This is a genomic window from Cupriavidus sp. 8B, from assembly GCF_054589115.1.
Genome location: NZ_BAAILO010000506.1, coordinates 28,669 through 46,284, shown reverse-complemented (window position 1 = coordinate 46,284; position 17,616 = coordinate 28,669). Strand labels below are relative to the sequence as shown.

The window sequence follows — 17,616 nt, the reverse complement described above, 5'->3', positions numbered from 1 at the left end:
CGGCCAAGTCCCATGAACATTTCCCACTTCTGCATCGAGCGGCCGATCTTTGCATCCGTCATCTCGATCGTCATCACCCTGGCGGGCGCCGTGGCGATGCTCGCCCTGCCGATCGCGCAGTACCCTGACGTTACGCCGCCACAGATTACCGTGGCGGCAAATTATCCTGGCGCGAATGCCGATGTCGTGGCGGACAATGTGGCAGCGCCGATCGAGCAGCAGGTCAATGGCTCCGACAACATGATCTACATGAACTCGTCGAGCTCCTCCACCGGGAGCTATTCGCTGAGCGTGTTCTACGAGATCGGAACCAATCCCGAGCTTGCGCAGGTGGACGTGCAGAACAGGGTGAATCTCGCGTTGCCACAATTGCCGCAGTCGGTGCAGGCCCAGGGCATCAGTGTGCAGAAGAAGTCGTCGGCATTCATGATGGTCATAGCGATCTACTCGTCGACCAATCGCTACGAGCCCACCTACATCGCCAACTACGCAAATATCTATGTGCTCGACGCGCTGAAGCGCATCCCGGGCGCCAACCAGACCAGCGTGTTCGGCACTCCCGACTACGCGATGAGGATCTGGCTCAAGCCGGACCGCATGGCGCAGCTGAAGGTGACGGCCTCGGATGTACAGCGGGCGGTCGCCAACCAGAACCAGCAGTTCGCGGTGGGCCGTATCGGCCAGTCGCCGACTGGCACGCCGGTCGAGCAATCGTTCGCCGTCACGACTTCGGGAAGGCTGACCGAGCCGCAAGAGTTCGAGAACATCATCATACGTGCCGCCAGTGGCGGTGCCGCGATCGTCCGGCTCAGGGACGTGGGCAGGGCCGAGCTGGGGCAAAAAGACTACTCGATCCGCAGCAGTTACCAGGGCAAGCCCGCTACGCTGCTGGCGGTATGGCAGCAGCCTGGCGCCAATGCGCTGGATGTCTCCAAGCAGGTGACCGAGACGCTGGCCCGGATGAAGAGCTCCTTTCCCGAAGGCATCGAATACAAGGTCGTCATGGACACGACCGAGTTTACCCGTGCATCGATCAAGGACGTGGTGAAAACCTTCGTCGAAGCGCTGGTGCTGGTCGTGGCGGTCGTGTACATCTTCCTGCAGAGCCTGCGGGCCACCTTGATTCCGGTGCTCGCGGTCCCGGTGTCGATCGTCGGCACGTTCAGCGGCATGAGCGTGCTGGGGTTCTCGATCAATATGCTGACGATGTTCGGCATGATACTGGCGATCGGCATCGTGGTCGATGACGCGATCGTGGTGATCGAAAACGTCGAGCGCAACATGGTGGTGCATCACCTGAGCCCGAAAGAGGCCGCCAAGCGCGCGATGGACGAAGTGGCGGGGCCCGTGGTGGCAATCGTGCTGGTGATGAGCGCGGTCTTTGTTCCGGTGGCGTTCCTGGGCGGCATCACCGGGCAGCTCTACAAGCAGTTTGCAATCACCATCGCAATATCCGTGGCGATCTCCGGCGTGGTTGCGCTGACGCTCTCTCCGGCGCTGGCGGGCGTGGTGCTGAAAGGGGGGCATCATAAGAAGGGGCGCTTCTTCACATGGTTCGACGATAAGTTTGCGCGGATGACGGCCCGCTACTCGCGCGCGGTTGCGTTGGTGATCAAGCGCTCCGGCATCGCCTTGCTGCTGTTTGCGGGCATGACCGCGATCGCTGTCATGCTGATGAAGTCGACCCCGACCGGGTTCCTGCCGCCGGAGGACCAGGGCTATCTGCTCGGCGTGGTGATGATGCCGGACGCGGCGAGTCTTGATCGCACCGGCAACGTATCCAGGCGCGCGGCCGAGTATTTCATGAAGCAGGAGGCCGTGAGCGGTATCGCCGTGGTCGATGGCTACAGCCTTCTCGACAGCCAGAACAAGAATAATGCGGCAGCCTTCTTCGTCGGCCTGAAGTCTTTCGACGAGCGCTACAAATCCGCGAATATTCGCAGCCAGAACGCCAGGGCAGTCATCGTTGGGGCATACCAGGCGCTGTCGAAGGTACCCGAGGGCGTGATCCTGCCGGTGAACCCGCCGTCGATTCCGGGGCTCGGCACCACGGGCGGGATGGAGATGTGGATACAGAGCAAGGGCGATGCGAACAACAGCCAGCTCGCGGCGGTGGTCAGGGATTTTATCGCCAAGGCGAATCAACGCCCCGAGATTGCCAGTGCCACCGCCACCTTCAACGCGTCGTCGCAGCAATTGCTGGTCGACGTGGATCGCGACAAGGCGGAAACGCTGGGCGTTCCGGTCGAGGATGTCTATAGCGCGATGCAGACGAATTTCGGTTCGCTCTATGTGTCGCAGTTCAACAAGCTGAGCCGTCTGTGGCAGGTGATCCTGCAGGCGGAGCCGAGCTACCGCTTGACGCCGGAAGATCTGGCCCAGATTTTCGTGCGCAGCAGGACTGGCGACATGGTGCCGCTCAAGGCTGTCGTGACATCCAGGTATGTGACCGGGCCGGATCTGGTGACGCGCTTCAACAACTTCCCGGCAGTCAAGATCACAGCCAACCCGGCGCCCGGCCGCAGTTCCGGTGAGGCGATCGCGGCGCTCCAGGAAGTCGCCTCGCAAGTGATGTCGTCCGATTTCGGCGTGGCGTGGAGCGGTGAGGCGTTCGAGGAGCAGCAGTCCGGCAGCACGTCAGCCCTGGTATTCGGCTTCGGCCTGGTGATGGTGTTCCTGATCCTAGCTGCCCAATACGAGAAGTGGAGCCTGCCGTTCGGGGTGCTGCTGGCGGTACCCTTCGCGCTGTTCGGCGCATTGGTGGCGATTTTGCTGCGTGGGCTGACCAACGACATCTATTTCCAGATCGGGTTGACCATGCTGGTGGCGCTGGCGGCGAAGAACGCGATCCTGATCTTCGAGTTCGCCGTGTTGAACAGGGAAGGGGGCATGTCTGTGTACGACGCGGCGATGACGGCAGCCAGCGAGCGCCTGCGCCCGATCATCATGACATCGCTTGCCTTCATCCTGGGCTGCGTGCCGCTGGCGATCGCACTGGGCGCCTCCCAGAACAGCCGGCACTCCCTCGGCACCGGTGTGATCGGCGGCATGCTCGGTGCCACGGTGATCGCGGTCTTCTTCATTCCGATGTTCTATCACGTCATCGAGTCGATGACGGATAGGCGCGGCAGCAAAAAGGCGGGCAGCGGCGGTTCGGCTGGCGCACCGGAGGTGACCGGTGAGACAGTGGCAACCGGCCCGCTGGCTGGCGGCCATGAGGATCGCTGACATGCGTGCCCACTCCATCCTGGCGATCGCGACCCTGGTGGTTTGCGCCTGCGCGCTGGGGCCGGACTATCAACGGCCTCCGATCGACACGCCGCAGGCGTTCCGCTTTGAGAGCGGCGAGGCGAAGGACGTGGCGAACACGCTATGGTGGGAGGAGTTCCACGACCCGGTGCTGAATGAACTGGTGGCGGTCGCGCTCGCGGAGAACAAGGATGTGAAGATCGCCGCGGCACGGGTCGACCAGTTCATCGGCCAGTTCGCGACCACCCGCGCGCAGCTGTTTCCGCAGGTTGGCGCGTCGTTTGACGCCCAGCGCCAGCGCATCAGCCGGGCGGGAGCGACGCCCGTGCCGCCAGGTATCGGGCCCGAGTTCAGCACCTTGACCGCCGCGTTGTCGGCATCCTGGGAAATCGATGTGTTTGGCAAGCTGCGCCGCCAGACCGAGGCTGCCCGGGCCAACCTGCTTGCGAGCGAGGAAGGGCGGCGCGCAACCATCCTGACCTTGGTGGCGTCGGTTGCCACCGCATACATCAATCTGCGGGACCTCGATAGGCAGCTCGAGATCGCCAAGGCCACGACGGCGAGCCGCGCCGATTCGCTCAAGGTCTTCACGCAACGCTATGAAGGCGGCACCGTGGCGCAGATGGAGGTGACACAGAATCAGTCCGAGTATGAAGCCGCTCTGGCGACCATTCCGCAGATAGAAGCGCAGATCGCGCGGCAGGAGAACGCCTTGTCGGTGCTGCTTGGGCGTAACCCGGGGCCCATCCTCCGAGGCCGAGATCTGGGTCAACTGGAACTGCCGGTGGTGCCGGCGGGGCTGCCGTCCAGCCTGTTGCAGCGCCGTCCGGACCTGCTCCAGGCGGAGCAGAACCTGGTGGCCGCCAATGCGCTGATCGGCGCCGCGCGTGCGCTGTACTTTCCGTCGATCTCTCTGACCGGCCTGTTCGGCACTTCCAGCCGGGAGTTCTCGACGTTGTTTACCGGGCCGGCGCGGATCTGGAGCTATGCCGGCTCCGTGGCGCAGCCGATCTTTACCGCGGGCAGCATCCGGGGCCAGGTACAGCAGGCGCAGGCGCAGCAACAACAGGTCCTCGTTCAATACCAGAAGACAATACAGGTTGCTTTCCAGGAAGTCGAGGATGCGCTCATCACGGCGCAGAAGTCGCGTGAGCAGCTCGTCGTACAGGGGCGCCAGGTCGATGCCCTGCGTTCGTATTCGCACTTCGCGCGCCTGCGCTACGAGGCGGGCTACACCAGCTATATCGAGGTGCTGGATGCCGAGCGCAGCCTGTTCAACGCCGAGCTCGGCTATACGCAGACACAGGGCCTGGTGTTTACCGCCATCGTCAACCTCTACAAGGCGATGGGCGGCGGCTGGGTGGTCGAGGCCGACCGGATGTCCGGCGTGGCTGGCCCGGCGAAGTCCACCATGGAGAGTTCGCCATGACACGGTTCGCGCTGACGGCCTGCCACGAGTGCGACTTGCTGTTGCGGGAGCCGCGTATGCCGCGCGGCGGTATTGTGCGGTGCCCGCGCTGCGGCGCAGAGTTGTATCGTTACCACCCGCAGAGCATCGACCGGGCGCTCGCCTGCACGCTGGCGGCGCTGGTCCTGTTCATCCTCGCGAACGTGTTTCCGATCATTGGTCTGGCACTCAGCGGTCACGTCGTCTATACGACGCTGTTTGGCGCGGTGCGTGTGCTGTATCAGGACGGGATGTGGCCCATGGCGGCACTGGTGCTCGTGACGACCATCCTGACGCCATTGCTGCAGATGGCCGCGATGAGCTATCTGCTGTTGCCGATCAGGCTACGCCGATCTCCGTGGCGGCCTGACTTGCTCTTCCGGCTCCTGTATCTGGCAAAGCCCTGGGGCATGACGGAGGTGCTGATCATCGGTGTGCTGGTGGCGGTGGTCAAGCTGGCGCATATCGCCGGGGTGGTGCCAGGCATCGCGATCTGGTCGTTCGGTGCACTCATGCTGATGCTGGCGGCCGCAAGCGCCGCTTTCGATTCGCGTGATGTGTGGGCAAGGCTGGGAGCGCCGCGATGAACGCCAACGGTCATGTGCCTCCTGTCTCCCATGTCTCGGCGGCGCGTTTTGGGCTGGCGCTGTGTCACAGTTGCGGATTGCTGGCGCGCCTGAAACCCTCAGCGGAACATGCGCACTGCCCGCGCTGCGGCGCGAGCCTGCATTTGCGCAAGCCCGGCAGTCTTGCCCGCACCTGGGCGCTGCTGATTGCTGCCATCGTGATGTATATCCCAGCTAATGTCCTGCCGGTGATGGATACGAGTTCCCTGTTCGGCGCGCAGCGGGACACCATACTCAGCGGGGTGGTATACCTCTGGGCCTCGGGCTCGTGGCCGCTGGCGGTGGTGGTGTTCGTCGCCAGCATCGCCGTGCCCATGCTGAAGATCCTCGCGCTGCTGTATCTCGTGATTTCGGTACAGCGCCGCTCAAGGTGGCTGCCATCGCAGCGCGCGCGCATCTACCGGATCGTCGAGTTTGTCGGGAAGTGGTCGATGCTGGATATCTACGTGATCACGATCCTGGTGGCGCTGGTGCAGTTCGACGCGCTGGCGACAGTCAAGGCGGGGCCGGCGGCGCTCGCATTCGGCGCGGTGGTCGTGCTTACCATGTTCGCCGCCATGACGTTCGACCCGCGCTTGATCTGGGACGAACCGCAGGACCATCATGGCTAGCCCTCCCGAACTACCGGAACCCGACGCGCTCCCCGAGGCCGTGGTAGCACCGCAGCCGCGCTGGCGGCTGCAGCTGATCTGGCTGATCCCACTGATAGCGGTGTTGATCGGCGTGGGACTGGCCGTCCAGTCCGTGCTGGAGCGCGGGCCGACGATCACGATCAGCTTCAGGACCGGCGAAGGGCTGGAGGCGGGCAAGACCAAGCTCAAGTTCAAGGATGTCGACATCGGCCTGATCCGCAGCGTAACGCTGTCCCCGGACCGGAAGAACGTGATCGCCAGCGCTGAAATCAGCAAGAATGCGGAGAGACTGCTGGTGGCGGATTCGCGCTTCTGGGTGGTGCGGCCGCGTATCTCGGGCGGTACGGTCTCGGGCCTCAGCACGCTGCTGGGTGGTTCCTTTGTCGCCATGGACGTTGGCAGCGCGACGGCGAAGCGGCGCGACTATGTCGGACTCGAGACGCCCCCCGTGTTCGGCAGCGACGTACCCGGGCGTCAGTTTGTGCTGAAGAGCGAGGATATCGGCTCGCTGGACGTTGGCTCGCCGGTCTTCTTCCGCCGCTTGCAGGTGGGGCAAATCACCGCCTACGAGCTGGATCCGGACGGCAATGGCGTGACGTTGAAGGTCTTTGTCAACGCGCCGTATGACAAGTATGTGAATGAAGATACCCGCTTCTGGCAAGCCAGTGGCGTCGATGTATCGATCGATGCCGCTGGCATCAAGCTCGAGACACAATCCGTGGTGGCTATCCTGGTCGGCGGCCTGGCCTTCCAGAGCCCGCCGGCTTCAGCCGGGCTCCCGCCTGCCCCGGCGAACGCGCAGTTCGCGTTGTTCCACACGCGCCTGGAGTCGATGGTGCGTAAGGAACGTATCGTGGAGACCTACGTATTCAACTTCACGAAATCCTCGGTGCGGGGCCTGAGTGTGGGTGCGCCGGTGGATTTCCACGGCATCGTGGTGGGCGAGGTGGCGGCCATCAATACGCGTTTCGATCCGGTCAAGAAGGAGTTCAGCATTCCGGTCGAGGTGCACTTCTATCCGGAACGGTTCACCGGACGCTATGCGTCGGGGCCGAAAGGCGGACCTATCGCGCCGAACAAGAAGGCCGTGCTGGACACGGTGGTCGCGCGAGGCTTCCGTGCTCAGCTGCGATCCGGGAACCTGTTGACCGGGCAACTCTATATCGCGCTCGATTTCTTCCCGAACGCACCCAAGGCCGCGGTGGACTGGAGCAAGGCCCCGGCCGAAATACCTACCGTTCCGGGTGGCTTGCAGCCGCTGCAGGATTCGGTGGAGGCGCTGCTGGCCAAGCTCAACAAGGTGCCGATCGAGGGCCTCGGCCACGACATGCAGCAGACCATCCGGGATGCCCATACGCTGCTCAACCGGCTGGACGCGGAGGTGATACCGCAGGCGCGCGGCACGCTCGCGGCGGCGCGCGAGGCGCTCGACTCGGCCAACGTCGCCATGCAGCCCGATTCGGCGCTCCAGGAGAATGCGGGCGACGTGATGCGCGAGCTTTCACGCACGGCGGCGGCGTTCCGCAACCTGGCCGATTACCTGGAACGCCATCCGGAGGCGCTGATCCGCGGTAAATCGGATGAAGGGAAATGATGATGCGAGCCATCCTGCTGCTTGCCGTATCGATTGCGATCGGGACGCTCGCCGGTTGCGCGGCATCTCCGACGGCGAAGTTCTACACGCTCAGTCCGGCGGCCGCGTCTGAAGGCGGCAGCGCGGGCATGGTGCCCGGCGAGGCGATCAGCGTCCTGGTCGCGCCTGTGACAGTACCCGAGACGGTTGACCGGCCGCAGCTCGTGGCGCGGGTCGGTGTCAACGAGGTGCGCTTGGCAGAGTTCGCACGCTGGGCAGAACCGCTCAAGAGCGAGATCCAGCGCGCGGTCGCTGGCGATCTGGCACAACTGCTGGCGGATGCACGTGTATCCACGGCCGAGCAGGGTAAAGGATCGACCGGTGGGTATTGGGTGCGGATTGACGTGCTGCGTTTCGATTCGTCGTTGGGCGAAACGGCCACGGTCGAGGCATTGTGGTCGGTACGCCTACCCAACGGCGCGGCGGTGCTGAGCGGCCGCACATTTGCGCAGGAACGGGTTGCCGGCAAGGATTATGGCGCCATGGTGGCAGCGCATAGCCGTAACGTGGCAACGCTGAGCCGCGATATCGCCACAGCGATCCGGCAAAGCGGCGCGCCATGAGTCGCGCCCATGAGCGGCTGCGGCATGGCTTGGCCGGTGTCGCGAACCGGATCACTGCGGGCGTTGGTAGCGCGGATGGCCAGGCGGGTTCATGGCATCGCGCAACGGTGCGCCATCACGAAGGAGTCGTCATGAACGGAATGAACAGACGCAGGGTTTATGCCGTTGCCGTTGCCGTCGCGGCGCTGTCGCTCGGCCTCGCGCAGGCAAAGCCGATTGTCTACCCGGCCAAGGGCCAGAGCGCCGGGCAGCAGCAGAAAGATGACGGTCAGTGCTATGTATGGGCAAAGAACAGCACAGGTGTCGATCCGGCCGCAGTAGCGGCGGCACCGCCTCCGCCATCCGGGCCGGGGGGTGGCGGCGAGCGCGTGCGAGGTGCCGCGCGGGGCGCGGCCGGCGGTGCGGCCATCGGCGCCATCGCGGGTGACGCGGGGAAGGGCGCCGCGGCGGGCGCCGTGGCCGGAACCATGGCCGGCGGGGCACGGGCACGGAGGAACCAGCAGGCAGCGCAGCAACCTGCCCAAGGCAGCATGGATACCTACAACCGGGCATATGCCGCTTGCATGGAAGGCCGGGGCTATACGGTCAAATAGGGAACGATAGCCAGTGGGACGGTACAACGGCATGCCGATCGAGCCGTCGAGGCGTTGCTTGCGCATCTCGAAGATTTCGTCTTGATTGGCCCCGCGGGAGCGGCGTGGCGAGATTTTGGGGGTTAAAAGGAGAGAGACATGAAGAGCAAGATATCCCTGGTCATGGCGGCGCTGGCCCTGGCGGCGACCGCGGTGATGGCTCAGCCGCAAACCAAGGTGGACGTCATGAAGGCGCCTGGCCAGGCGACCGTGACAGGCATCACCAAGGTGACGGCTACCGTGGTGGGCATCGACGCCGCCACCCGGACCGTGTCATTGAAGGATCGGAATGGCCGGGTGGAGCAGCTTGTAGTAGGCGAGGAGGTGCGCAATTTCGACCAGATCAAGCTTGGCGACGTGGTCTCCGCCGAGTATAGGGAAGCCATTTCGCTGAGCCTGAAAAAGGGCCACGGCCTGCGCTCCAGCGCTGAGCGCGAGGTGATCGAGCGCTCGGCTCCCGGAGCAAAGCCCGGCGGCACGATCGGGAGGGAAATGACCGTGATGGCGAACGTCATCGCCGTGAACGCCAAGAAGAGGGTGGTCACGCTGAAAGGGCCAATGGGGAACACGGTGGATCTGCTAGTAGAGGATCCTGCGCAGTTGCAGAACATCAGGAAGGGCGACCAGGTCGAGGCTGTCTACACGGAAGCCGTGGCGATCGCCGTGGAACCGGCTACCGGGAAGTAGGCGGCCGCTGGACGCTGGACGGATTCCAGGGCAGACGGGCATCGTGATAGACAACACGATTGACAGGGCAAACGGTGGCATCTCCGATTTCCTCAGGCTGGAAGCGGCCGGCGGTCTGCTGCCCTTCGCTGCGGCAGTACTCGCGTTGATCTGCAGCAATCCGCCGCTTCGCCCTGCCTACGACGATCTGCTGAAGATCCCTGTGGAAATGCGATCCGGATCGCTTGCCATTGCGAAGCCGCTCCTGCTTTGGATCAACGACGGGCTGATGGCCATTTTTTCCTCCTGGTAGGCCTGGAGGTCAAGCGCGAGGTGATCGGTGGTGAGCTCTCGACACCCGCGCAGGTCGTGCTTCCCGTCGTTGCCGGGGCAGGCGGATTGATTGTGCCTGCGCTCATCTTTTTCCGAGGACTGGCCTGGCGGCGCGGCCACCGTTGCAATCCCTCCTGATCGCTTGCATACTGTCTCGTAACACAACCACTATTGGAAGTATTACGGGATGGCAAAACCGCCAGTAGTCGAAGACAGCCAGATACGCCATGCGCTGAAGGTCGCGGCGGTCACCGGGCATAACAGCGCCCGAGACGTCGCTTTGCTGATCGTCGCCTACGGCACGGGCCTCACACCCAATGAAATTGCCAAGCTGCTCGTGTCCGACTATCTCCAGGCCAACGGGCAGCCTCGGATCGAGTCGAGGCTGCGGGCGGAGATTGCCTTCAATGGCAAAGCGCGTCCGCTGCTTTGGGCAAGCACGAAGGTGCGGGCTGCAATAGACAAGTACCTGGAGCACCGGCTTGCTGCTCGGCACGGCATCGCCACGAGCCCGGCTGCTTACCGTGGACTAGATCATCAAAGCCCGCTCTTCCTTACCGGCGAGGGTGAACCGTTCGCCTTCACACGGCGTGTCACGGCAGCGGGAGCTTTCAGCTATTCTTGCGAGTCGCTGACGGAGATCTTTCGGAGGCTCCATCAGCAGGCCGGTATCGTCAACGGCAACGCAAGCGCGGCGCGTCGGACCTTTGCAGTGATGCTCCACCGCCAAGGGCGATCGACCAAGCTGATTCAGGAGTTGATTGGAGTTTCGAGCCTATCTGTCGTTAAAAGGCTGGTGGAGAGCGATCCTGTACGGCTTTCGTCCATCGTCGCAGGAGTTATCTGATGGGGGACAAGAAAAAGGCCGGCGTGCAGTCGCAGCAGGAGTTCTTGCGCCAGGCGACGGGTTCGCTTGGCACGACCCGAGCCGCGTTTGCGAAGCGCATCAGCGTTCCGGAGAAAACGCTAGATAAGTGGCTTGCTCCGAGCCAGACAACAGACTTTCGCAACATGCCTGAAGTCGTTTGGGCCTATGTTCGAGAGATTCTGGTGCGGGAAGCAAAAAGCGCTTGATATCCCCCCATTGGGGGCAAACATTGAATCTGTTTGGTACAGTGAGAAAGAGGTTAGCAAGCTATGAAACCATCTCTAGCACTTGCCTCCCACCGGGAGGCTATTCGACGCGTAGTGGAATCCCATCGCGCACGAAACGCTCGCGTTTTTGGCTCGGTCGTTCATGGTGACGATGTTGAAGGCAGCGACCTCGATATCCTGATCGACCCGACTCCAGAAACCACCCTGTTCGACATCGGCGCGATTCGGCACGAGTTGCTTCAACTGCTTGGCGTGCCCGTTGATGTGCTGACACCGAAGGCGCTGCCCGAAAAGTTCCGGGCGATTGTGCTTGCCGAAGCGGTGCCGGTATGAGTCGAGACAAGCAACGGCTGGTCGACTATCTGGAGCACATTCTGGAGGCCATCGACCGGATTGCCCGCTACACGGAGGACATGGACGAAGTGGTGTTCCTGGGGAGCGAGATGGCACAGGACGCGGTGATCCGCAACATTGAGATCATCGGCGAGGCAAGCCACAACATAGAGGAGCACCATCCGGATTTTGCGACAGCGCACCCCGAGTTGCCTCTTGCGTTTGCATATCAGATGCGAAACGCCGTCGCGCACGGCTATTTCAAGGTGGACCTGGAAATTGTCTGGAAGACCATCCAGAACGACCTCCCGGGGCTTAAACAGCAGGTGAAAACACTGAGCCAAGATCTGTCGCAGGACGTTGATCAGCTGGTCGCACCACGTCCAAGGCCGTGAGTACATGAACAAGGAAAAGCGTAGTAACGAAGAGACATAGCCAGGCACATGCCATGTCCCTTGAGACTATTCGCCTTGATCGTGTATTTGGCGTCGTGCAAACCTCACAAGACCGTGAGGTCGTCACGCCGTTCGGGTTCGAAAGCGGCGATCGGAAGGAGTACTCAGTTGCAGCACCAGGGAAGCCACGCATTGAGTCTGAGATGACGATCACCGCGTATCTCTCGGAAGCGGGCAATTGGCGGACGTTGGTCGGCTGGCGCGACCACGATAGCGGTGAGTTTGTGTGCCAGTCCGATGGCCGAGCCTGGTTTTTCTGCGGATGGAGAGGAGACTAGAGATAAACAGGCTGCGATTCCGATCATTTCGGACACTTCAGTCCGGCTTTGCGACTTTTAGCCGATTCCTTGCCCGTCGCTAGATCTGCAGATTCTGGCTGACATAGTCGATAAAGACACGCAGCTTCGGCGAAGCGTAACGGCTTGCCGGCCACAAGATCCAGAAGGTGACGGTCTGGTCGATGAAATCGTCCAGTACGATCTGTAACGCACCGCTCGCCAGGGCATCGCGCACGATGAAGGTCGGCAGGAAGGCGAGCCCCTTGTTCTGAAGCGCCAGAAAACCCAGCACTTCAATGGTGTTGGCGACGAAGGTTTGCGGCAACTCCGGTTCCGCTTCCGATGCAGCGAGCTGAAACGGCCAGCGTTCCAGTTTGCCGCTAGCGGGGAATTTATGTAGCAGACAGGCATGCTGCACGAGTTCGGACGGATGCTTGGGTACGCCGTACTTCTCGAGATAGCCGGGCGAAGCGACCAGCACCTGCCCGCAGGAACCGAGGCGCCGCGACACCAGCCTCGAATCGTGCTGCTCACCCGTGCGTATAACCGCATCGAAGCCTTCTTCGATGATATCCACCATGCGATCGGAGAGATCGACATCGAGTTCGATGTCCGGGTACTGCGTCATGAAGCCGTCGAGCGCCGGCATGATCAGCCCGGACAGTTGCGGCGTGCTGATCCGCAACCTGCCGCGCGGACTGCCAGCGGCATCGGACAACTCGGCTTCGGCGGCTTCGACCTCGCCGAGGATGCGCCGGCACCGTTCCAGGAACAACGCCCCCTCGGCCGTCAGGGTGATGCTGCGCGTGCTGCGGTGAAAGAGCCGCACGCCGAGGCGCTCCTCGGTGCGCGCAATGCTTTTGCCGACCGCCGAAGACGATACGCCTAGCAGCCGTCCCGCCTCAGTAAAACTGCGCGTTTCCGCCACCTGCACAAACACTGAAATACCGCTGAGGCTGTCCATTGCCGCATCCGAGGCCATTTAAGGACATATTTGTCCGATATGACGGATACCTTAGCCTTATTTTCCAATGCTCGCAAATCGGGCCGGCCTCCGAACAAGCGTTCGCAAACCGGCTGCGACTGGCACTGCGACGAACGGACCGATTACGGATGTTCTTGTCCAATATGTTCGGAACCTTAGCCCATTTTTCTTATTTCAGTCCGTCCATACACTTCTCCTCAAGGTCGAAAGCCCGCTGTTGATCGAGCGTCACCAGCCACTCAATCTCGAGGAAATCATGTCCAAACTCCATTCCGCAGTCAAAGTCGGTCGTTACGAATTTTCCCACCGCGTGGTGCTGGCGCCGCTCACCCGCATGCGCGCCGAAGAGGGCGCCAGGCCCGGCCCGTTGATGGCCGAGTACTATGCCCAGCGCACCTCGGAAGGCGGCTTCCTGATCAGCGAAGCGACCATCGCAGCACCCAACGGCAACGGCTACCTCGGCGCCCCTGGCCTCTACGACGATAGCCAGATTGCCGGCTGGAAGCAGGTGACGGACGCCGTGCACGCCAAGGGCGGCCGTATCTTCCTGCAGCTGTATCACGCCGGACGCCAGTCCAACAGCCAGTTGCAGCCTGGCGGCGTTCAGCCGGTGGCGCCGTCCGCCGTGTCGCATGGCGGCGTCGCCTACACCGAAGCGGGCTGGATCCCGAACACGCCAAGCCGCGCGCTGACGATCCCCGAGATCGCCGATCTGGTCGAAAGCTTCCGCGCCGCCGCGGTCCGCGGCAAGAAGGCCGGCTTCGACGGCGTCGAACTGCACGCCGCCAATGGCTACCTGTTCGATCAGTTCCTGCAGGACGGCAGCAACAAGCGCACCGACATCTACGGCGGGTCGTTCGAGAACCGTGCCCGCTTCCTGATGGAAGCCACCCAGGCCGTCATCTCGGTGTGGGGCAGTGACCACGTAGCCGTGCGCCTTGGCCCGAGCGGCAGTTTTGGCGATATGTCCGACAGCGACCCGAAGGCCCTGTTCACTTACGTCGCGCAAGAACTGGCCAAGCTGAACCTGGCCTACCTGCATCTGATCGAGCCGCGTGTGCTGGGCAATGTGGATGACGAGAGCAAGGATCCGAACCCGGTCGCCGCGCAACTGATCCGCAGGCACTACAACGGCGTCATTATCGCCGCTGGCGGCTTCAAGGCCGATACCGCGGAAGCCGTCCTGCAGGCAGGCGACGCTGACCTGGTCGCATTTGGCCGCGACTTCATCGCCAACCCGGATCTGCCCGAACGTCTGCGCCGCCAGCTGCCGCTGAATCCGTACGACCGTCCCAGCTTCTTCGGCGGCACCGAGGTCGGCTATACCGACTATCCGGTCTATAGCGACGACACGGTAGCAGCGTGAGCGGAGCACACGATGAACTCCACGACCCAGTCCACGTCCTTCGCGCCGCTGTACTGGCTGGCGCTAGGAACGTTCGCCGTCGGCACCGAGAGCTTCATGATTGCCGGCCTGCTGCCCGACATTGCCACGGACCTGCATACCAGCATTGTCGCCACGGGCCAGCTGGTCACCGTGTTTGCTTTGGCCTACGCACTCAGCTCGCCGATCCTGACGGCACTGACCGGCGCGTTCCATCGGCGCACGCTGATGATTCTGGTGCTTTCCGCCTTCACGGTGGCGAACATCATTGCCTGGGCCGCCCAGAACTATTGGGAATTGATGGCGGCCCGCATCCTGCTCGCCGCAGCCGCCGGTCTGTATGTTCCCGGCGCCAACGCGCTGGCCGGCGCGATCGCCGGTCCAGAACGGCGCGGCACGGCGCTCGCCATCGTCAACGGCGGCATTACGATCGCGGTCGCCTTCGGCGTACCGCTTGGCGCATTGGTCGGGGACCGGCTCGGCTGGCGCATGACCTTTGCGGGCGTCGCCGCCCTGTCTGCTGCGGCCACGGCAGGCTTGCTGTTCGGCCTGCCGCGTAACATCGGCGCGGGATTGCCGACTGCCACGCTGCGCGAGCGTATCCATGTCGCACGCCAGCCGGTCATCCTGATGACTTTGCTCGTCACCACACTTTGGGCTATGGGCGCCTATACGATCTATACGTACCTGGCATTGTTCGTCGCCACGACCACGCTGTTGCATGGCGCTGAAATCGGCTACGTGCTGTTCACCTGGGGTGTCGCGGCAGCCATCGGCGTGTTCATCGGCGGCAAGGCAGTGGACCACCTCGGCCCCAGCCGCGTGATCATCCCCTGCCTGAGCGTGTCGATCCTGGCTTTCTCGCTCATGTCGGCGAGTGCGCACTGGCTGCCGAAAACGTTGGCACTGGTTCCCGTCCTGATCGGCGTGGTGGCCTGGGGCATGGCGCATTGGTCCTTCTACCCCGCGCAGCAAGCAGGGCTGATCAACCTCGCTGGCCTGCGCGGCACGCCCATTGCCTTGTCACTCAACGCTTCGTTCATGTATCTCGGCTTTTCGCTCGGCGCCGCGTTCGGTTCCCTGACCTTGAGTTTCACCTCGGTGGACAACCTTGGCTGGACCGCCGCTGCGTGTGAAGTCGCGGCGCTGATCCTGACAGTCAGCATCGGCAAGCATCTGGTAGGGGCGCAAAAAGGAGCGGTCACTGCTGCATAAGGTACCGCTACCGCGCGGCAGGCGTTTGCCGCAGCTCACCGAGACAGCCTGCTTCCAACCGGCACTATCCCTGTCCCGGCGGGTAGTGCACCCCCGATCGGTCTAACACAAGCAGTAAAGGCGAATATGACTATCCCACACCGTACTTTCAAAATTGGCGGCGACACGGAAATTCGGCGGCTCGGATTTGGCGCGATGCGAATCACCGGTCCTGGTATCTGGGGCGCGCCAACCGATCGGGCCGAAGCCATCCGTGTCCTGCGTCGCCTTCCCGAACTCGACGTGAATTTCATCGACACGGCGGACTCGTATGGGCCGAACGTTTCGGAAGAATTGATTCGCGAAGCGCTGCATCCCTATGGTGCCGACATGCTCGTAGCGACCAAGGCGGGACTGGCACGCACGGGTCCCAACCAGTGGGCACCGCAGGGCCGACCGGATTACCTGGTTCAGCAAGCCCACGGCAGCTTGCAGCGGCTTGATATCGAACAGATCGGCCTGTGGCAGTTGCATCGCATCGACCCATCGGTGCCGCGGGACGAGCAGTTTGGCGCCGTGCGCCACCTGATCGACAGCGGCGTGGTCCGCCACGCTGGCCTGAGCGAAGTATCGGTGGCCGACATCAAGGCTGCATCGAAATATTTCAAGGTGGCGACCGTGCAAAACCGCTTCAACCTGGGTGACCGCGGAAGCGAAGACGTACTCGACTACTGCACCGCCCATGGAATTGGCTTCATCCCATGGTTCCCACTGGCTGCCGGCGAGCTGACCCGTGCCGGTTCGCTTCTCGACACCATCGCGCGCAACCATCACGCGAGTGTCGGGCAGATCGCCCTCGCGTGGCTATTGCAGCGCAGTCCGGTGATCCTGCCGATACCGGGCACCTCCCGGGTCGCGCATCTGGAAGAGAATGTGGCGGCCGGCGCGATGACTCTATCCGACGGTGAATTTTGTCAACTGGACCGCGCGACCACTCGACGGCGGCAAGGGTGGTCCACTACTCCGTCAATTTCGCAATGAATGCGCGTGGCCATGAGCAGCCACTGCGATGCTATTGCGTGTGAACACTTCGCTGCCCAACGTTTTGAGTTGAAGTGCCACTCTCTCCACGATCCTCAGGATAATCTCCATCCCATGCCTAGCATTGCGATCCGTACTGCCACGGCGGAAGAGGCAAGCGATATTGGTGCGAATCTGCGGCAGTTCAGCAGATTGGCAATTGGCAACTAGTGTCCCGTTCCGCTGATTCGTTCGCAAAGTCTGTTGAGCTTGGAGGAGGGATTGTAGGTTGGGGGAAGTGTGCGATGTGTATTGCTTGTGGCCCGCTGACGCGGGTTTTGGCGCTTGGTGGGCGGGGTTTTCATGCTTCTAGCTGCTGATGCAGAATAGCGTGAGTGGGCGGTGTTTTAGTGCTTCTAGCTGCTGTCGCGGCTGTACGGTGTTGGCCGTTTTAGAACGTGTGAGATGTCACTTTTCTTTACTCGCGGCTCGTAAAGAAAAGTAACCAAAAGAAAGCGATCCTTGCAGGAGGCTGGCGTGGCGTCATTGGGGACCCCAATGGTTTCGTCGTCAGGCCCCGGGTTCTAATGACCTCGTGCCGTTACCAGTTTAGATCATCACGACGCTGCCAATGCCCAGGGTTTCGTGGTGGCCCCCACCGGTAGCCACCACCACGAATTTCAGGCCGTCTGTCGCTCGCGGCGCGGGCGGCCACGAAGTTGCATGCGTCCCGTTTTCGTCGTGGGCGCGGTGGCACCGCGAAAATAAATCCGAGGGTTTCACCACCGCGCCCACCCCACCACGAAACCATCACGGGGTGATATATCGTGGCGCTTTGCACCGGTACCGGCAGATGGGTGAATTGGCAGGGATGCTGCTACCGGGGGCCTCACCACGAAACCAGCGTCATTAACAGGATCGTGGCCATTCAAACCGGTAACGGCACGAGTCAATTAAAACCCGGGGCCTAACGACGAAACCACCGGGCTACGTAACCCCAATAGGCCAGCCTCCTGCAAGGATCGCTTTCTTTTGGTTACTTTTCTTTACGAGGCGAGTAAAGAAAAGTGACATCTCACACGTTCTAAAAT

The 17,616-nt window shown here is 62.4% G+C and carries 14 protein-coding genes and 2 pseudogenes; 15 read left to right on the top strand and 1 reads right to left on the bottom strand.

Annotation, left to right across the window (positions count from 1 at the left end; translation table 11 throughout):
• The first annotated feature begins 12 nt into the window (after positions 1-12).
• The 12 genes and pseudogenes from ACYP5B_RS45830 to ACYP5B_RS45775 all read left to right on the top strand — a co-directional run bounded on the left by ACYP5B_RS45830 (position 13) and on the right by ACYP5B_RS45775 (position 11,604).
• Positions 13-3,228, top strand: coding sequence for an efflux RND transporter permease subunit (locus tag ACYP5B_RS45830; protein WP_459574003.1), 3,216 nt, complete (start codon positions 13-15; stop codon positions 3,226-3,228).
• A 1-nt stretch (position 3,229) separates the two neighbouring features.
• Positions 3,230-4,678 (top strand): efflux transporter outer membrane subunit, encoded by a 1,449-nt coding sequence (locus ACYP5B_RS45825; RefSeq protein ID WP_459574002.1) that lies wholly within the window; start codon positions 3,230-3,232, stop codon positions 4,676-4,678.
• Positions 4,675-5,933 (top strand): annotated as a pseudogene (locus ACYP5B_RS45820) (paraquat-inducible protein A). The gene ACYP5B_RS45825 and the pseudogene ACYP5B_RS45820 overlap by 4 nt, the downstream one beginning before the upstream one ends.
• On the top strand, positions 5,926-7,548 hold the full coding sequence (locus ACYP5B_RS45815) for a PqiB family protein (RefSeq protein ID WP_459574001.1): 1,623 nt from the start codon (positions 5,926-5,928) through the stop codon (positions 7,546-7,548). The pseudogene ACYP5B_RS45820 and the gene ACYP5B_RS45815 overlap by 8 nt, the downstream one beginning before the upstream one ends.
• 2 nt (positions 7,549-7,550) lie before the next feature.
• A complete protein-coding gene (locus tag ACYP5B_RS45810) occupies positions 7,551-8,150 on the top strand; it encodes a PqiC family protein (RefSeq protein WP_459574000.1) in 600 nt (199 codons plus the stop codon).
• Between the two features lie 140 nt (positions 8,151-8,290).
• The gene (locus ACYP5B_RS45805; RefSeq protein ID WP_459574017.1) at positions 8,291-8,743 is read left to right on the top strand and encodes a YMGG-like glycine zipper-containing protein; all 453 of its coding nucleotides are present in this window, start codon (positions 8,291-8,293) and stop codon (positions 8,741-8,743) included.
• A gap of 138 nt (positions 8,744-8,881) precedes the next feature.
• Positions 8,882-9,469, top strand: coding sequence for a hypothetical protein (locus tag ACYP5B_RS45800; RefSeq protein WP_459573999.1), 588 nt, complete (start codon positions 8,882-8,884; stop codon positions 9,467-9,469).
• 43 nt (positions 9,470-9,512) lie between these two features.
• Positions 9,513-9,919, top strand: a pseudogene (locus tag ACYP5B_RS45795) (Na+/H+ antiporter NhaA).
• Between the two features lie 49 nt (positions 9,920-9,968).
• On the top strand, positions 9,969-10,628 hold the full coding sequence (locus ACYP5B_RS45790) for a tyrosine-type recombinase/integrase (protein ID WP_459573998.1): 660 nt from the start codon (positions 9,969-9,971) through the stop codon (positions 10,626-10,628).
• Positions 10,628-10,855 carry a transcriptional regulator gene (locus tag ACYP5B_RS45785; RefSeq protein ID WP_459573997.1) on the top strand — a complete coding sequence of 76 codons (228 nt, stop codon included), beginning with the start codon at positions 10,628-10,630 and terminating at the stop codon, positions 10,853-10,855. The genes ACYP5B_RS45790 and ACYP5B_RS45785 overlap by 1 nt, the downstream gene beginning before the upstream one ends.
• Positions 10,856-10,918: 63 nt before the next feature.
• Positions 10,919-11,209 carry a nucleotidyltransferase family protein gene (locus tag ACYP5B_RS45780; protein WP_459573996.1) on the top strand — a complete coding sequence of 97 codons (291 nt, stop codon included), beginning with the start codon at positions 10,919-10,921 and terminating at the stop codon, positions 11,207-11,209.
• Positions 11,206-11,604, top strand: a complete 399-nt coding sequence (locus ACYP5B_RS45775; protein WP_459573995.1) for a HepT-like ribonuclease domain-containing protein — start codon at positions 11,206-11,208, stop codon at positions 11,602-11,604. The genes ACYP5B_RS45780 and ACYP5B_RS45775 overlap by 4 nt, the downstream gene beginning before the upstream one ends.
• Before the next feature lie 417 nt (positions 11,605-12,021).
• Here the strand turns inward: ACYP5B_RS45775 and ACYP5B_RS45770 are convergent, their stop codons facing one another.
• Positions 12,022-12,906 carry a LysR family transcriptional regulator gene (locus tag ACYP5B_RS45770; RefSeq protein WP_459573994.1) on the bottom strand — a complete coding sequence of 295 codons (885 nt, stop codon included), beginning with the start codon at positions 12,904-12,906 and terminating at the stop codon, positions 12,022-12,024.
• 277 nt (positions 12,907-13,183) lie between these two features.
• Here ACYP5B_RS45770 and ACYP5B_RS45765 point away from each other — a divergent pair, with 277 nt between their 5' ends.
• From ACYP5B_RS45765 to ACYP5B_RS45755, 3 genes are all read left to right on the top strand, one after another.
• Positions 13,184-14,293 carry an alkene reductase gene (locus ACYP5B_RS45765; RefSeq protein ID WP_459573993.1) on the top strand — a complete coding sequence of 370 codons (1,110 nt, stop codon included), beginning with the start codon at positions 13,184-13,186 and terminating at the stop codon, positions 14,291-14,293.
• Between the two features lie 12 nt (positions 14,294-14,305).
• Positions 14,306-15,526: an MFS transporter gene (locus ACYP5B_RS45760; RefSeq protein WP_459573992.1), complete on the top strand. Its 1,221-nt coding sequence runs from the start codon at positions 14,306-14,308 to the stop codon at positions 15,524-15,526.
• Positions 15,527-15,652: 126 nt separating this feature from the next.
• Positions 15,653-16,546 carry an aldo/keto reductase gene (locus ACYP5B_RS45755; protein WP_459573991.1) on the top strand — a complete coding sequence of 298 codons (894 nt, stop codon included), beginning with the start codon at positions 15,653-15,655 and terminating at the stop codon, positions 16,544-16,546.
• Positions 16,547-17,616 lie beyond the last annotated feature (1,070 nt).

Coding starts and splice junctions, on each gene's coding strand:
- ACYP5B_RS45815 (WP_459574001.1), top strand. CDS start 5,926: ATGGCTAGCCCTCCCGAACTACCGGAACCCGACGCGCTCCCCGAGGCC.
- ACYP5B_RS45805 (WP_459574017.1), top strand. CDS start 8,291: ATGAACAGACGCAGGGTTTATGCCGTTGCCGTTGCCGTCGCGGCGCTG.
- ACYP5B_RS45825 (WP_459574002.1), top strand. CDS start 3,230: ATGCGTGCCCACTCCATCCTGGCGATCGCGACCCTGGTGGTTTGCGCC.
- ACYP5B_RS45785 (WP_459573997.1), top strand. CDS start 10,628: ATGGGGGACAAGAAAAAGGCCGGCGTGCAGTCGCAGCAGGAGTTCTTG.
- ACYP5B_RS45780 (WP_459573996.1), top strand. CDS start 10,919: ATGAAACCATCTCTAGCACTTGCCTCCCACCGGGAGGCTATTCGACGC.
- ACYP5B_RS45755 (WP_459573991.1), top strand. CDS start 15,653: ATGACTATCCCACACCGTACTTTCAAAATTGGCGGCGACACGGAAATT.
- ACYP5B_RS45760 (WP_459573992.1), top strand. CDS start 14,306: ATGAACTCCACGACCCAGTCCACGTCCTTCGCGCCGCTGTACTGGCTG.
- ACYP5B_RS45800 (WP_459573999.1), top strand. CDS start 8,882: ATGAAGAGCAAGATATCCCTGGTCATGGCGGCGCTGGCCCTGGCGGCG.
- ACYP5B_RS45810 (WP_459574000.1), top strand. CDS start 7,551: ATGCGAGCCATCCTGCTGCTTGCCGTATCGATTGCGATCGGGACGCTC.
- ACYP5B_RS45775 (WP_459573995.1), top strand. CDS start 11,206: ATGAGTCGAGACAAGCAACGGCTGGTCGACTATCTGGAGCACATTCTG.
- ACYP5B_RS45830 (WP_459574003.1), top strand. CDS start 13: ATGAACATTTCCCACTTCTGCATCGAGCGGCCGATCTTTGCATCCGTC.
- ACYP5B_RS45765 (WP_459573993.1), top strand. CDS start 13,184: ATGTCCAAACTCCATTCCGCAGTCAAAGTCGGTCGTTACGAATTTTCC.
- ACYP5B_RS45790 (WP_459573998.1), top strand. CDS start 9,969: ATGGCAAAACCGCCAGTAGTCGAAGACAGCCAGATACGCCATGCGCTG.
- ACYP5B_RS45770 (WP_459573994.1), bottom strand. CDS start 12,906: ATGGACAGCCTCAGCGGTATTTCAGTGTTTGTGCAGGTGGCGGAAACG.